Source organism: Chryseobacterium sp. 22532, assembly GCF_052044665.1.
In the GTDB taxonomy this organism is placed as follows: domain Bacteria; phylum Bacteroidota; class Bacteroidia; order Flavobacteriales; family Weeksellaceae; genus Chryseobacterium; species Chryseobacterium lathyri.
Map to the genome: position 1 here is coordinate 146,067 of NZ_JBQENJ010000007.1, position 13,993 is coordinate 160,059.

Consider the following 13,993-nt stretch of genomic DNA (forward strand, 5'->3'; position numbering starts at 1 on the left):
GCGTTCAAATTTATCTGAGGTTTTATTTTTCCTTAAATTTGCACATCAGAAATAAAATGATAAGGATTTTAAACATTTGATCCTGCCTCTTACTTTCTGAACCCATATAATTTCTAAGATATGCTATCAAAAATAAATCCTATACAAACTACCAGCTGGAAAGCTCTTGATGACCATTTTGCAGGCAACGACTTTGATTTGAGAAGCCTTTTCCAGTATAATCCTGACCGTTTTAAAGAATTTTCTCTACAGAAAGACAATTTCCTTTTTGATTATTCTAAAAACCTTATCGATACAAGAACGAAGGAACTTTTACTTCAATTGGCAGATGAATGCCAGCTGAAAGATGCTATTTCTAAGATGTTTTCTGGTGATAAGATCAATGAAACAGAAGGAAGAGCAGTATTGCATACAGCTTTAAGGGATTTCTCAGATAAAGACATCATTGTAGATGGAGAAAATATTAAACCTCAGATCAGAAGAGTTCTTGACCATATGAAAGCTTTTTCTGAAAAAATTATTTCAGGGGAACACAAAGGCTTCAGCGGAAAAGAAATTACCGATGTGGTCAATATCGGAATCGGAGGCTCAGATCTTGGGCCGGTAATGGTTTGTTCAGCTTTAAAACATTTTAAAACAAGATTAAATGTTCATTTTGTTTCCAATGTTGATGGTAATCACATCGCTGAAACTGTTAAAACCTTGAATCCTGAAACTACATTGTTCATCATTGCTTCCAAGACTTTTACCACTCAGGAAACAATGACGAATGCCAATTCTGCAAAAGACTGGTTCCTGAAAGCAGGAAAAGAAGAAGATGTTGCTAAGCATTTCGTTGCCTTATCCACTAATGTTGAAGCAGTTAAAAATTTCGGAATTGCAGAAGAAAACATTTTCGAATTCTGGGACTGGGTAGGCGGAAGATATTCTCTTTGGAGCGCTATCGGCCTGAGTATTGTTCTGGCAGTTGGCTATGACAATTTCGAGCAGCTTTTAAAAGGTGCAAATGATACCGATCAGCATTTCCAGACTGCAGATTTCTCTGAAAACGTCCCGGTATTAATGGGACTTTTGGGTATCTGGTACCGTAATTTCTACGCAGCGACAAGCTACGCAATACTTCCTTATTCTCAATATCTGGACAGATTTGCAGCTTATCTTCAGCAGGGAGATATGGAAAGCAATGGAAAATGCGTAGATAGAAACGGAGAGTTCGTAGAATATGAAACAGGACCTATTATCTGGGGTGAGCCCGGAACAAACGGCCAGCATGCTTTTTACCAGCTAATTCACCAAGGAACCGAACTTATTCCTGCAGATTTTATCGCTTATGTAAAAAGCAGCAATTTAGTTTCTGATCATCAGCCCAAGCTTTTGGCTAACTTTTTTGCACAGACTGAAGCACTTGCCTTCGGAAAATCTGAAGAGGAAGTAGAGGAAGAATTAAGAAGCGCTGGAAAATCCGATGAAGAAATTGATAAGTTATTAAACTATAAAGTCTTCCACGGAAACACACCTACTAACTCTATATTATTCAAAGAATTAACCCCTTTTTCATTAGGCCAGTTAATTGCCATGTATGAGCATAAGATCTTTGTTCAGGGGGTGATCTGGAATATTTTCAGCTTCGATCAGTTCGGGGTGGAATTAGGGAAAGTTTTAGCTAATAAGATCCTTCCTGAGCTTGAAAACAATGAAGCAATCAGCTCTCACGACAGTTCTACGAATGGATTGATTAATTATTATAAAGGAAACAAGTAGCAGATGTCTGCATTACGGTCATATTATTATAAGCTTCCTCCCGGCCTCAGGCTTCTGGGGCGGAAAATTTATTATTTTCCGATAGATTTTTATGAAGGAATTACGGGGAAAAGATCAAAAAATGAACCTAAAAAAGGAGACATCTATGTAGGAGGCAGTGACTTTATTCCTCATGGGATCCGTCAGGTAAATGCGCTTAAAAAATATATAGGCTTACAAAATACAGACCATGTTCTGGATGTGGGATGCGGAATCGGAAGAACGGCAGTAGCCCTTACCGGCATCATTGATAAAGGAACATACGACGGTTTTGATGCCGTAGAAAAGGGAATCAACTGGTGTAATAAACACATCGGAAAAAAACATCCGAATTTTAAATTTCAGTTTACCCCGATTTATAATGACCTGTACAATACTTTCAGCCAAAAAGCAGAGAGTTTTACATTTCCTTATGATGAGTCACGGTTTGATAAGGTATTTCTGTTCTCAGTTTTCACGCATATGCAGATACCAGAGATCAAAAGGTATCTTAGTGAAATCAGCAGAGTGCTGAAAAACGACGGGCAATGTCTGGCCACATTCTTTCTGTATGATGAAACCCAAAAAGAATATGGTACAATGCCATTTCCACATCAGTATGAAGGCTACAGGCTTATGGATGATAAAGTGACCGCAGCCAATATTGCAGTAAGCATCTCATTGCTGAACAAGATGGCAACAGAAGCAGGATTAAAAGTAACCACCATAAAAGGAGGATTCTGGAGAACCGATGTAGAAAAGGAAGGCGCCGATGAATTCCAGGATATTGTTGTATTCAATAAAATCTAAATAAAAAGTAAAAAAAGTAAAAATGGCAGAAATTCTTGACGGACTTAAAGTATCCAAAGAAATAAAGGCAGAAATCAAGGCGGAAGTGGAAAAAATCCTTGAAGGCAAGAAAAGAGCACCCCATCTGGTGGCTATTCTTGTAGGAAACAACGGAGCAAGCAAAGCCTATGTGAACAGCAAAGTAAAAGACTGTGAGGAAGTAGGATTCCGTTCTTCGCTTTTAAAGTTCCCAAGCACCGTTTCCGAGTCTGAATTGCTGGAGAAAATTGATGAATTAAATAAATCTAAGGAGGTAGACGGTTTCATTGTACAGCTTCCTTTACCGGACCAGATCGATCAGGAAAAAATCATTTTGGCGATTGATCCAAGAAAAGACGTAGACGGTTTCCACCCTGAAAATTTTGGGAAAATGGCATTGGAAATGGACACTTTCCTGCCTGCTACTCCTTTTGGGATCCTGACATTACTGGAAAGATATAATATTGAAACCAAAGGAAAAGACTGTGTAATTATCGGAAGAAGCAAGATCGTAGGAAGACCTATGAGCATCCTGATGGGAAGAAAAGATTTCCCGGGTAACTCTACCGTGACTTTAACACACTCTTATACAAAAGACATCGAAGAATACACAAAAAAAGCAGACATCGTTATTACCGCATTAGGTGATCCTCATTTCTTAAAAGGAGATATGATCAAAGACGGTGCAGTAATCGTGGATGTGGGTATTACAAGAGTAGACGATGACTCTCCAAAGGGATACTACCTTGCAGGTGATGTAGATTTTGACAGCTGTGCAGCTAAAGCAAGCTGGATTACACCCGTACCTGGAGGAGTAGGCCCTATGACCAGAGCCATGCTGATGAAAAATACCATCATCGCTTACAAAACCTCAGTCTATAACGACTAATTTTAAAATGAACAAAGAAGAAGATATTTTATTAAAAGAAGGTAAAATGCTCCCTGTAATGGAGCATTTTTACACTTTACAGGGAGAAGGGGCACACACCGGAAAGGCATCTTATTTCATCAGATTGGGAGGCTGTGACGTCGGATGTCATTGGTGTGATGTAAAAGAAAGCTGGGATCCGAACCTTCATCCATTGATGAATGCAGAGGAAATTGCAGAAACTGCTGCAAAGCACAGTAAAACAATTGTTTTAACCGGCGGTGAACCGTTGATGTGGAATTTAGATATCTTAACGTCAAAGCTAAAAGAACTGGGATGCACCATCCATATTGAAACCTCAGGAGCTTATCCAATGAGCGGGCAGATCGACTGGATTACCCTTTCGCCTAAGAAAACAGGACTTCCGAAAGAAGAGATCTACGAAAAAGCAAGTGAGCTTAAAGTGATCATCTTCAATCAGCATGACTTTACTTTTGCTCAGGAACAGGCTGCAAAGGTTTCTGAAAATTGCAAACTGTATATGCAGAGCGAATGGAGCAAGCGTGATGAAATGTACCCAAAGATCACCGATTTTATTTTAGCCCATCCGGAATGGCAGGCTTCGGTTCAGACTCATAAATACCTGAATATTCCATAAGATCACTTTTTAAATTCACCGAAATGCTAGATCAGAATATTTTTTATTCATATGATTGTTTTTTTTGCCTGACATACTTAAATAATAGGAGAGAAAGTTTATAATATTCATAGAATCCCGGAATATACCGCAAAAATTATGTACATTAGATCTTCGTATCCGTTATAAATACTGATAGATGCAGAGAATTCGATACTCTAGATACCTGAAATCGATTATTATTTTGCTTGACCTTGTGGTTATTGCATCTATCTTCATATTCTTTTTCATAAGCAGAAACGAAAGCTTAAGATATCATAAGGAAACATGGTACCAGAATATTTTTTCCCTGGTATTGCTTTTTTTGTTCTGGATGCTTCTAAGTGGCAGGACAAAAATTTATAATATTCAGAGGAATCTCACCTATACTTTGTTTCTTGAACGCCTTCTTATCCATTTTCTGTTCTTTATACTCGGCGTTCTGCTTATTGGAAAAGTAAGCAAAAATGTATTTTTCAATTCAGATATTTACTGGCTTTCCTTCTATCTTTTTTTCTTTATTTTCCTGGCGAAATCGATCATTTATTTTATTATAAAATATTTCCGTTCATTGGGGATCAATTATAGAAATGTGATGTTTTTGGGGGAAACAGGTTCTACAGAAATTCTGAAGAATATATTTCAGGACAGAAAAGATTACGGATATAAAATATTTGAGTACGGAACTTCTGATATAAAACCAACCGAACTTGTTGAATTTTGGAAAAAAAACGGAATCCACACGCTGTTTTTATCTACAGAAAACCATTTCACCGAAAATCTTGAAACTGAGATCTTCAAACTGGCTGAAGACCATAAGGTCCATGTCTCATTAATTCCGAGCATTACACAGAGCGATTTTTTCCTGTACGATCTTGGATACATTCAGACACAACCTATTCTCAGCCAGGCAAAATACCCTTTGGATTATTACTCCAATTTCCTGGTTAAAAGGATTTTTGATATCGCTTTTTCTATCCTTATATTAGTTTTACTAGGTTCCTGGTTATTTCCGATGATTGCAATTCTCATAAAAATAACATCTAAAGGGCCTGTTTTCTTTGTTCAGAAGAGATATGGTTTCCATGAAGAAGTATTTTCATGTCTCAAATTCAGAACCATGATCGTTAATGATGAATCAGCTACGAAAACTACGGAAGAAAATGATGTCAGGATTACAAAAATCGGACGTTTTCTCAGGAAAACCAGCCTTGACGAGCTTCCCCAGTTTATCAATGTTTTGAAAGGAGAAATGTCTATTGTGGGACCACGTCCGCATATGCTTTCTGTAGATAACTTTTACAAACCTAAGATAGGAAGATACAGCTTAAGAAGTATGGTGTCGCCTGGTATCACTGGCCTTGCCCAGGTAAGCGGACTGCGAGGAGATTATGGAGATGTGGAGGTTGAAATGAAAAAAAGGATTCTTGCAGACACATTCTATGTAAGAAACTGGAGTTTTGTTTTGGATCTTATTATTATTTTAAAGACCGTTTTATTGGTGATCGGCGGTGATAAAAACGCAAAATAAATAAAACAAAAGGCTAAGACTGAAATTGAGGAACCATATTTGCTTCTAGGTTAAATAATCCTCCGTTGAGCACCTGAGGTCTAACCTGAATTAAATAAAAAAAGTCTAATTTAGCAGCATGTTAAAAAAGTTTTTTACAGCAATAGGAGAATACATTATCCTTCTAGGTAAATCCTTGCAGAAGCCCCAGAAAATGAGGGTTTTTTGGAAGCTGTTCATGAGAGAAATCAATGATCTCGGCGTCAATTCTTTTGGGCTTGTGATCTTCACTTCTATATTTGTGGGAGCCGTTGTGGCTATCCAGATGTTCAATAATTTTGATTCATCTTCTTTTCCTATTCCACCTTCATTCGTGGGATATGCCACAAAAGCTGTTTTGGTATTGGAATTTTCACCGACAATTATCAGCTTGATCCTGGCAGGTAAAGTAGGATCATATATTGCCTCAAGTATAGGCACCATGAGGGTTTCAGAACAGATCGACGCATTGGACATTATGGGAGTAAACTCTCCGAATTTCCTGATATTGCCCAAAATTTTTGCCTGTGTGATTTTTAATCCTTTGCTTATTGCCATCAGTATTGTATTCGGTATCGGAGGTGGCTACCTGGCAGGTATTCTGACTGGAAACTGGACAGAAAATGATTATATAGTAGGTATCCAGATGTATATGCCAAATTTATTTGTATACTATGCATTTGTAAAAACCACAGTGTTTGCTTTTATTATTGCTACGGTACCTTCTTACTTCGGATATAATGTAAAAGGAGGATCGCTGGAAGTAGGTAGAGCCAGTACTCAGGCCGTAGTATGGACCATGGTATTTATTATCATTTCGGAATTAATTTTAACCCAATTAATATTAAGCTGATGATTGAGGTAAAAGATCTTAAGAAGAGTTTTGACGAGGTTGAAGTACTGAAGGGAATTTCAACTTCTTTTGACAAAGGAAAGGTAAACCTGATCATTGGGCAGAGTGGCTCCGGAAAAACTGTTTTCCTGAAAAGCTTATTGAATGTTTATCAGCCATCATCAGGAGAGATCCTGTTTGACGGCAGGGATATCAACGTCATGACACGTGAGGAAAAACAGCATCTGCGTTCAGAGATCGGAACAGTATTCCAGGGTAGCGCACTTTTTGATTCTCTTACGGTGGAAGAGAATATCATGTTTCCGCTGGATATGTTTACCAACCTTACTTTCAGAGAAAAAAAGAAAAGAGTATTTGAAGTAATTGGAAGGGTACATCTTGATAAGGCCGGGAGAAAATTTCCGTCTGAGATTTCCGGGGGAATGCAAAAGCGTGTTGCCATTGCGAGAGCAATCGTGAACAATCCTAAATATCTGTTCTGCGATGAGCCTAACTCCGGTCTTGATCCCTATACTTCCAATGTCATTGATGATCTTCTTCTTGAAATCACCAAAGAATATAATACAACAACTATCATCAATACGCACGATATGAATTCCGTGATGACAATTGGGGAGAAAATTGTATACCTGAGACTGGGGATCAAAGAATGGGAAGGAAACAAGGATATTCTCATTACTGCGGGCAATAAAAATCTTATTGACTTCGTTTATTCTTCAGAACTGTTTAAAGAACTGAGAGAATATTTACTTGAAAATAATAAAACGATTGAAAATACAATCTCTAAAATAGATGATAATGAAAAAGGTACTTAGTATAGCATTAATTGGGTTTTCAATGTTCGCTTCTGCGCAGATCTCTCTGGCAGGAAAAGCCAACTTAATATTCCCGACAGGCTCTCCTTCATGGAAAAACATTAAAGGAACGGTAAATGAAGCCATTGAGGGAACAGGAAAAAACAATGCAGGTTTCAACGTGGGGCTTTCTTTAAAAATAGGACTTCCGACTGCACTTTATGTAATGCCGGAATTATACTACACTCATTTCAAAAATGAATTCACTACGGAGAATACTACTTTTGATGTAAAGAGCAACCGTATCGATATGCCGGTTCTTTTAGGGTATAATCTTTTAGGGGATATGCTGGGAGTTTTTGTAGGACCGGTAGCAAGCTACAATTTAAGCAAGGAAGATACCTACAATGATTTTAAAGAAAACGTTAAAAACAATTTCACAGTAGGATACCAGTTCGGCGCGCAGCTTGAAATTAAAAAGCTGATCATTAATGCACGATACGAAGGGGCTTTCAGCAAAGATGAAAGAAACTTCATCAATAAGGTCTCCGGATCAGAAATCAGGTATGACAACAGACCGAATCTGTTTTTGGTAGGCGTAGGTTATAAGTTTAAATAATTTGAAAATAACACTATAAAAAACCCTCAAATATTAAATTTGAGGGTTTTTATTTTGCTGAAGTTCCGCTTCCCGTCTGGCAATATCTGCCGCCTGTTTTTCAAGATCTTCTTTTTCTTGCTGTAATCTTTTGAATTCTCTTTTCTTCTCTTCAGCCTTTATTGCGCTTCCTTTGCTTACATATCCTACCATTCCGCCAATAATAAGGCCAATTCCTACTCCGGCCATTACACCCATCATGTGTGAGATGGTAATTCCTCCCACCGTAAAATCAGTGGTCAGATAAAAAAGCAGTGCCGACACGGCAAGCAGTATAAGTCCGGTAATTGATAAACTTTTCATAAATATTGTGTTTAGTGGTTTACATTGAAAAAAGCCTTACCCAATTTAGTGAAAAATTCAATAAGGCTCTATACAAGATTAAATTCTGGAATAATTATATTTTCCCTCCGGCTGCTTTATAGTATTCCAAAGCTTTTGGAAGGTTTTTATTGATATCTGAGATCCTTGTTTCAGGATTCGGGTGGGTAGATAAAAATTCCGGCTGTCTTGAGCCTGATGCTGCCCCTTCCATTCTGTTCCAGAAAGGAATCGCTTCTCTCGGATCATATCCTGCCATAGACATCAGGTATAATCCCATCTGGTCTGCTTCTGATTCCTGATTTCTACCATATTTCAACAGAGCTACCTGCGATCCGATAGGATATACTTTTTCAAAAATACCGGCCCATTGTGAGTTGGAAATTGTTCCGCCCAGAATAGAACCTCCATACTGCGCAACCATAGCCTGGGAAATTCTTTCATTGCCATGCCCTGCCAAAGCGTGTGAAACTTCGTGTCCCATCACAACAGCAAGACCATTGTCATTTTTTGTAACAGGAAGAATTCCTGTATAAACGGCAACTTTACCGCCAGGCATACACCAGGCGTTCAGCTCATTGCTTTGTATAAGATTGAATTCCCAGTTATAATTAGCAAGATCTGCAGATCTTCCTATACTCTGGTAATATCTTTCTGCTGCACTTTTTATTCTGCTTCCTACACTCGTTATTCTTTTTGCATCTGCAGTTCCTGTGATAATTTTAGATTTAGACAATGTCGTTTTATATTCCTGAGCAGACATTGTTAATATTTCCGAATTATTTGCAATCTGTAATGAAGACCTGCCCGTAATTGGATTAGTAGTACATGCTACAGTTGACAAGGCAACTGCTCCTATTCCTAATAGATGTGTAAATTTCATAGTTGTTTGAGTGTTAATAATTCAACATTTACAATTTTTATTCCAAAATGATTCAGAAGGAATATATTTGCATACATTTTGCTATTTAAATTTACAATTATTACGGTTATGAAAAAGTATATTTCACTTATATTTATTTTTGGATTTCTTTTTTTCTTTCAAAGCTGCTCCTCACAGGCTTCATTAGATTCCAAAACAGTTGATGCACTTGTAAGTTCCCAGGAATTTACTTTTCATGCACAAAGAGCAAATCCTATGAATTATGATGTTATCAATGTAATGGGAGCTATCCAAAACGCACCGGCAACAAGAATGCTTCAGCTAGACGGTGGAAACTATACAATAGAGCTTAAAAAAAATACTATGGAAGTAGTTCTTCCCTATTTTGGAAGACAATATAATCCCTCTTACAATACATCTGACAATGGATATCGTTTTACATCCAAGGACTTCACTGTCAATAAGGCTCAGAATAAAAAAGGAAACTGGATCTTAAAGATTAAGCCCAATGATACAAGAAATGTTGATGAGATTATTATAGAAATTTTTAAAAGCGGTAAAGCATTTGTTTCTATGAGAAGTAATGACAGACAGCCTATTACCTATGACGGTTATGTTTCTAAAAATGAGGAAATGCCAAAAGATAAGGAGAAGCTTTAGTCTTTAGATAGAAATTTTTCAACAAACAGTTTTGCTTCAGTGCTGGGATTAGAAACCATTTCTGAAGCATTTTTTTTGTGCTGTATGTAAGCTGCTTCTACAGAATCGCTCCTTTTCATCATAGCCAGAATATATTCCTGAACCCAATATTCAAAACGTTTTTCTGCCTGCTGGGTGCGGACTTCGTTAAAACGTGAGGTTTTCTTTTTCAGATCTATGAATTCATCAATTTTGGTGTATATTTCTTCCAAGCCTTCATTGTAAAGGGCAGAGCCTAATAATACCGGGATTTTCCAGCCTTTTTCTTTGGGAGGGATAAAATCCAGTGCCCGTTTCAATTCCAGCCTGGTATTTTTGGCTTTCTGAAGGTTTTCCTTTTCTACTTTATTGATAAAGATAAGATCTACCATTTCCATAATACCCCTTTTGATACCCTGAAGCTCATCTCCACCGCCAATAATTTTCAGGAAAAGAAATACATCCGTAATATCAGCTACAAGTACTTCAGACTGCCCTACTCCAACTGTTTCGATCAAAATATAATCATATCCTGCCGCTTCGCAGATCATCATGGTCTCAAAGGTGGTATTTGCAACACCGCCAAGAAATCCGGAACTTGGGGAAGGGCGGATAAAGGCATTTTCTTCTTTTGCCAATTCTTCCATTCTGGTTTTATCTCCCAAAATGCTTCCTTTGTTAATGGAAGAACTGGGATCGATGGCAAGAACAGCAACTTTTTTGCCGTTAGCAATAGCAAGTCTTCCGAAATTTTCAATGAATGTAGACTTTCCTGCACCGGGAACTCCGGTGATTCCTACCCGTATGGAATTTCCTGTGAAAGGCATTATTTTCTTCAGAAGCTCTTCTGCCTGGGTCCTGTGCTCGGCTTTCTTGCTTTCGACTAATGTAATAGCTTTTGCGATCAGGCGTTTATTTCCTGACTGTATTCCTTCCATTAGTTCTTCTGTAGAAAATTTCATTGATTCAAAAATATAAAAATAACCTTCAAACTCCCATATAAACGGGTATTAATTTTATTTCTTCTAAATTAAAACTAGATACTGCCTCATCATCTGGAAGGGGAAATTCCTACATTTGTTACGAATCAAAATTCAAGAAACATGAAAAAAATATCCGCTGCTGCATTATTTACCTGCCTATTACTGGCTTCCTGTACACCAAAAGCTTCTACAGCCGGACCTATAGGACCCGCCGTTTCTACTGCAGAACAAATAGCTCAGGGAAAAACAATCTTTGAAAATTCCTGTGGCAGATGCCATAAGCTTCCGGATCCTACAGCACACACCTCTGTACAGTGGGTAGGAATTATGAATTCAATGGCTCCGAAAGCTAAACTGAATGACGAGCAGCATCAGTGGGTATACGACTATATTGTTTCTGTGAAAAAATAATCACCAAATCAGAATATGGATATGAAAAAAGTAATCTTAAGTATGACCGCAGGTGCTGCGTTTATGGTATCATGCGGACCTAAAAGCGTTGCCGTAACAGGGCCAAAGTACACCGCATCTGAGCAGCTGGTTCAGGGAAAAACTATTTTTGAAAATTCATGCTCCAAATGCCACAAGCTTCCGGATCCTGCTAAGCATGATGACCAAGGATGGATTAAAACATTAAGCAGAATGGCTCCGAAAGCAAAATTAAGCGATGAGCAGCACCAAATGGTATATGATTACCTGATTTCTGTGAATAAGAAATAGCATTTTAGAGTTGGAGAGTGAAAGAGTTGGAGGAAAATAGGGTTTGAGAGTTGGAGAGTTGGAGCGTATCAGTGTTTAAGCAATGTTATTCACTATTCACTATTCACTATTCACTATTCACTATTCACTATTCACTATTCACAATAAATAAATTATAATTCTATCCCAAGTCCCGGTTTTCCCGACAGGATAATGTTTCCGTTTTTTACAAAATTTCCGGAGGAATAGTCATTGGAAATAAGATTGGCGCCATCAAGGTCGGCAAAATCAGTAAGGCCTGCCAATACACAGCCAGCGGAGATCCCAACTGTGGATTCCGTCATGCAGCCTATCATAGTTTTATAACCCAGTTCTTTTGCTTTTATAATCATCTCCAATGCCGGAGTGAGTCCACCGCATTTCATCAGTTTGATATTGACACTTTTATAATAAGGCAGAAGCTCTTCCAGGGAATTAAGATCCTGGGAATCTTCATCTGCCATCCAATTGGCAAAACCTTCTTTTTTCAAAACTTTATACTGGTCAACCGGTCTTGGCTGTTCCAAATAGGAGAATTGTAGGACATCTTTATTTTCCTGAAGCCAGAGACAGTCCTGATCTGTAAAACTGGCATTGGAATCCAAAGCAATATTACGGTTTAATCTCAGCAGCTTTTCGATATTGTCTTTATGCAGCCCTTTACATTTTACTTTAAATCTGTTCCAGCTGCTTTTTTCTATTTTTCGGATCTGATTTTCAATATCTGCTACTGAAATGGTAATGGAGCTTTCTGCCAAGTTCCCGGAAGGAATATGATTTAGTTCTGTAAAGCTTCTGTTTTCAAGTTTTCCGAAAAGATCCCAATAGGCGCAATCTAAGGCGGACATTAAAAACGGATGCAGATCCAGCGTTGAAAGAAAGTGAAAAAAATCTTTGGGATGAACAACAGTCCGTTTTTCAAGTAGCGGCTGTATCTCATTTAATCTGATGATAAAATTTTTCAGATCAATATGATAATAATCTATGGCAACACATTCACCATATCCTTTACAGTTTAAATAAGATAATTCTATCAGTAATGCTTCTCTTGTGTCATAATTACCATAGGCAATCGAGAAAGTTTCCTTTAGCTGAAGCTTTTTAAGTTCATAATTAAGTTCCATATATTAAAGCTACAAAAAAAGGACCTTAAAAAGATCCTTCTGTAATGAGTGAGACGTCATTTAAGAAAGTAATTACTTTTTTCCTTTCTTTTTAGTTTCTGTCATTTTGCTTTTAATAAATTTCTCCCTGCTTTTCAAAAAATCAATCATAGCCTGGTTATAGCTGTATTTTCTTGCTTCTTTTAAAGGTTCCAATGCTTTTTTATATTCCAACCTGATTTCAAACAACAGCGATTTCTGTATCAATATTCTTGCTTTGTCTATTCCTTTGATTCTTAAAGCATAATGGATCAGTTTTTCTGCTTCATCGAGGTCTTCATTGTCTAAAAGACATTTGATATAATGCTGTGGTGTGTCGAGATTGGCTACATTACACTGCATGGCTTCTTCGAAATACATTTTTGCCCTTTCGTAATCGGTCAGCATTTCACTGTATATTCTCCCCATCAGGCAGAGGCTATCCGCATCTTCAGGATCATAGGACAGGGCATAGTTCAAAGCTTCCAGGCAGTCCGGAAGGCTGTATGGATAATTATCCAGGGCTTCAAAATAATATTTACTTTTAGTTAAGGTCATTTCTGTTGTTTTTTAATTCTTTTTTCAGGATATTCCTCTGTTTCTTAAATGATTTATCCTGATAGTTCTTTTTAAAATCCGCTCCGGAAAATGTACGGACCGGATTTCCTCTCTGCACCTGCAGATGATTGTTCCATGTATCCTGCATTCTTTTTTCAAGCTGTTTGATATACAATCCGGTTACTTTTTCTTTCAGCCGCATAATGGCCAGCTTTTTATTCTCCAGCTGTGACCGGGAATCCTGTGCAAATACACTTTCTCCGGTGGGTATATGAACGGCCCGAACAGCCGTGTTGACTTTATTTACATTTTGTCCGCCACTTCCCTGGCTTCTTGTAGTCTGGAACTGAATATCTTTTTCATTAAAATTGATTTTCTCCAGCCCCTCCAGCTCGAAAACACCGATAAACCAGTTGCTTCTTTTATGGAGTTTCCTGAATGTGCTTTTACCGGTCCAACATATGCTTCCTAACCATGTTTTTAAAAATGGATCCAGATCTTTTGCTTTTAGAAGAATGGTTACAGATTTTAAAGTCAGGTTTTCATCCCCGTTTTCACGATGAATGATTTCGTAATCTATTGTATTGTTTTTAATTTCCTCAAGGAAGACCTTCAGAATTTTAGCGGTGACCCACTGGCACTCTAAAGGCCCTCTTCCTGAGGTTATTTGTATAAGTTTTTCCAT

Annotated in this window: 17 protein-coding genes; 11 read left to right on the top strand and 6 right to left on the bottom strand. The window is 37.8% G+C overall.

The genetic code is table 11. From position 1 onward, the window contains the following. Positions 1–120: 120 nt before the first annotated feature. The 8 genes from pgi to ACTJIV_RS18710 all read left to right on the top strand — a co-directional run bounded on the left by pgi (position 121) and on the right by ACTJIV_RS18710 (position 7,966). Positions 121–1,761 (top strand): glucose-6-phosphate isomerase, encoded by a 1,641-nt coding sequence (gene pgi, locus ACTJIV_RS18675; protein WP_440629110.1) that lies wholly within the window; start codon positions 121–123, stop codon positions 1,759–1,761. 3 nt (positions 1,762–1,764) lie between these two features. Next, positions 1,765–2,589 carry a class I SAM-dependent methyltransferase gene (locus ACTJIV_RS18680; protein WP_440629111.1) on the top strand — a complete coding sequence of 275 codons (825 nt, stop codon included), beginning with the start codon at positions 1,765–1,767 and terminating at the stop codon, positions 2,587–2,589. A 22-nt stretch (positions 2,590–2,611) separates the two neighbouring features. Next, positions 2,612–3,496, top strand: coding sequence for a bifunctional 5,10-methylenetetrahydrofolate dehydrogenase/5,10-methenyltetrahydrofolate cyclohydrolase (locus ACTJIV_RS18685; protein WP_260541710.1), 885 nt, complete (start codon positions 2,612–2,614; stop codon positions 3,494–3,496). Between the two features lie 7 nt (positions 3,497–3,503). Beyond that, positions 3,504–4,133 (top strand): 7-carboxy-7-deazaguanine synthase QueE, encoded by a 630-nt coding sequence (locus ACTJIV_RS18690; protein ID WP_223557748.1) that lies wholly within the window; start codon positions 3,504–3,506, stop codon positions 4,131–4,133. A 178-nt stretch (positions 4,134–4,311) separates the two neighbouring features. Beyond that, a complete protein-coding gene (locus ACTJIV_RS18695) occupies positions 4,312–5,682 on the top strand; it encodes an exopolysaccharide biosynthesis polyprenyl glycosylphosphotransferase (protein WP_223557749.1) in 1,371 nt (456 codons plus the stop codon). 118 nt (positions 5,683–5,800) lie between these two features. Beyond that, positions 5,801–6,553, top strand: a complete 753-nt coding sequence (locus ACTJIV_RS18700) for an MlaE family ABC transporter permease (protein ID WP_111958471.1) — start codon at positions 5,801–5,803, stop codon at positions 6,551–6,553. Beyond that, complete coding sequence (locus ACTJIV_RS18705) at positions 6,553–7,368, top strand: ABC transporter ATP-binding protein (protein ID WP_111958469.1); 816 nt, start codon at positions 6,553–6,555, stop codon at positions 7,366–7,368. Before ACTJIV_RS18700 ends, ACTJIV_RS18705 begins: the two co-directional genes overlap by 1 nt. Beyond that, a complete protein-coding gene (locus ACTJIV_RS18710) occupies positions 7,352–7,966 on the top strand; it encodes an outer membrane beta-barrel protein (RefSeq protein WP_111958467.1) in 615 nt (204 codons plus the stop codon). The genes ACTJIV_RS18705 and ACTJIV_RS18710 overlap by 17 nt, the downstream gene beginning before the upstream one ends. Positions 7,967–7,999: 33 nt before the next feature. On the opposite strand, the gene ACTJIV_RS18715 is transcribed toward ACTJIV_RS18710, so the two are convergent. After that, positions 8,000–8,308, bottom strand: coding sequence for a hypothetical protein (locus ACTJIV_RS18715; RefSeq protein WP_111958465.1), 309 nt, complete (start codon positions 8,306–8,308; stop codon positions 8,000–8,002). A 94-nt stretch (positions 8,309–8,402) separates the two neighbouring features. Continuing rightward, on the bottom strand, positions 8,403–9,209 hold the full coding sequence (locus ACTJIV_RS18720; RefSeq protein ID WP_111958463.1) for a M48 family metallopeptidase: 807 nt from the start codon (positions 9,207–9,209) through the stop codon (positions 8,403–8,405). A 108-nt stretch (positions 9,210–9,317) separates the two neighbouring features. On the opposite strand from ACTJIV_RS18720, the gene ACTJIV_RS18725 reads away from it, so the two are divergent. After that, on the top strand, positions 9,318–9,869 hold the full coding sequence (locus tag ACTJIV_RS18725) for a DUF4251 domain-containing protein (protein WP_440629112.1): 552 nt from the start codon (positions 9,318–9,320) through the stop codon (positions 9,867–9,869). Here ACTJIV_RS18725 and meaB read toward each other — a convergent pair. Next, positions 9,866–10,849 (bottom strand): methylmalonyl Co-A mutase-associated GTPase MeaB, encoded by a 984-nt coding sequence (meaB, locus tag ACTJIV_RS18730; protein ID WP_336378112.1) that lies wholly within the window; start codon positions 10,847–10,849, stop codon positions 9,866–9,868. The two genes, ACTJIV_RS18725 and meaB, sit on opposite strands and share 4 nt — an antisense overlap. A 141-nt stretch (positions 10,850–10,990) precedes the next feature. On the opposite strand from meaB, the gene ACTJIV_RS18735 reads away from it, so the two are divergent. Then, on the top strand, positions 10,991–11,281 hold the full coding sequence (locus ACTJIV_RS18735) for a c-type cytochrome (RefSeq protein WP_223557752.1): 291 nt from the start codon (positions 10,991–10,993) through the stop codon (positions 11,279–11,281). Between the two features lie 21 nt (positions 11,282–11,302). After that, positions 11,303–11,590: a cytochrome C gene (locus ACTJIV_RS18740; RefSeq protein ID WP_111958717.1), complete on the top strand. Its 288-nt coding sequence runs from the start codon at positions 11,303–11,305 to the stop codon at positions 11,588–11,590. A gap of 152 nt (positions 11,591–11,742) precedes the next feature. Here ACTJIV_RS18740 and ACTJIV_RS18745 read toward each other — a convergent pair whose 3' ends face one another. From ACTJIV_RS18745 to prfH, 3 genes are all read right to left on the bottom strand, one after another. Then, the gene (locus tag ACTJIV_RS18745; protein ID WP_440629113.1) at positions 11,743–12,732 is read right to left on the bottom strand and encodes an enolase C-terminal domain-like protein; all 990 of its coding nucleotides are present in this window, start codon (positions 12,730–12,732) and stop codon (positions 11,743–11,745) included. 72 nt (positions 12,733–12,804) lie between these two features. Further along, on the bottom strand, positions 12,805–13,308 hold the full coding sequence (locus tag ACTJIV_RS18750; RefSeq protein WP_440629114.1) for a hypothetical protein: 504 nt from the start codon (positions 13,306–13,308) through the stop codon (positions 12,805–12,807). Then, complete coding sequence (gene prfH, locus ACTJIV_RS18755; protein WP_440629115.1) at positions 13,295–13,993, bottom strand: peptide chain release factor H; 699 nt, start codon at positions 13,991–13,993, stop codon at positions 13,295–13,297. Before prfH ends, ACTJIV_RS18750 begins: the two co-directional genes overlap by 14 nt.

Excerpts from the sequence above, each read along its gene's own strand:
- pgi (WP_440629110.1), top strand. The coding sequence starts at position 121 with ATGCTATCAAAAATAAATCCTATACAAACTACCAGCTGGAAAGCTCTT.
- ACTJIV_RS18680 (WP_440629111.1), top strand. The coding sequence starts at position 1,765 with ATGTCTGCATTACGGTCATATTATTATAAGCTTCCTCCCGGCCTCAGG.
- ACTJIV_RS18685 (WP_260541710.1), top strand. The coding sequence starts at position 2,612 with ATGGCAGAAATTCTTGACGGACTTAAAGTATCCAAAGAAATAAAGGCA.
- ACTJIV_RS18690 (WP_223557748.1), top strand. The coding sequence starts at position 3,504 with ATGAACAAAGAAGAAGATATTTTATTAAAAGAAGGTAAAATGCTCCCT.
- ACTJIV_RS18695 (WP_223557749.1), top strand. The coding sequence starts at position 4,312 with ATGCAGAGAATTCGATACTCTAGATACCTGAAATCGATTATTATTTTG.
- ACTJIV_RS18700 (WP_111958471.1), top strand. The coding sequence starts at position 5,801 with ATGTTAAAAAAGTTTTTTACAGCAATAGGAGAATACATTATCCTTCTA.
- ACTJIV_RS18705 (WP_111958469.1), top strand. The coding sequence starts at position 6,553 with ATGATTGAGGTAAAAGATCTTAAGAAGAGTTTTGACGAGGTTGAAGTA.
- ACTJIV_RS18710 (WP_111958467.1), top strand. The coding sequence starts at position 7,352 with ATGAAAAAGGTACTTAGTATAGCATTAATTGGGTTTTCAATGTTCGCT.
- ACTJIV_RS18715 (WP_111958465.1), bottom strand. The coding sequence starts at position 8,308 with ATGAAAAGTTTATCAATTACCGGACTTATACTGCTTGCCGTGTCGGCA.
- ACTJIV_RS18720 (WP_111958463.1), bottom strand. The coding sequence starts at position 9,209 with ATGAAATTTACACATCTATTAGGAATAGGAGCAGTTGCCTTGTCAACT.
- ACTJIV_RS18725 (WP_440629112.1), top strand. The coding sequence starts at position 9,318 with ATGAAAAAGTATATTTCACTTATATTTATTTTTGGATTTCTTTTTTTC.
- meaB (WP_336378112.1), bottom strand. The coding sequence starts at position 10,849 with ATGAAATTTTCTACAGAAGAACTAATGGAAGGAATACAGTCAGGAAAT.
- ACTJIV_RS18735 (WP_223557752.1), top strand. The coding sequence starts at position 10,991 with ATGAAAAAAATATCCGCTGCTGCATTATTTACCTGCCTATTACTGGCT.
- ACTJIV_RS18740 (WP_111958717.1), top strand. The coding sequence starts at position 11,303 with ATGAAAAAAGTAATCTTAAGTATGACCGCAGGTGCTGCGTTTATGGTA.
- ACTJIV_RS18745 (WP_440629113.1), bottom strand. The coding sequence starts at position 12,732 with ATGGAACTTAATTATGAACTTAAAAAGCTTCAGCTAAAGGAAACTTTC.
- ACTJIV_RS18750 (WP_440629114.1), bottom strand. The coding sequence starts at position 13,308 with ATGACCTTAACTAAAAGTAAATATTATTTTGAAGCCCTGGATAATTAT.
- prfH (WP_440629115.1), bottom strand. The coding sequence starts at position 13,993 with ATGGAAAAACTTATACAAATAACCTCAGGAAGAGGGCCTTTAGAGTGC.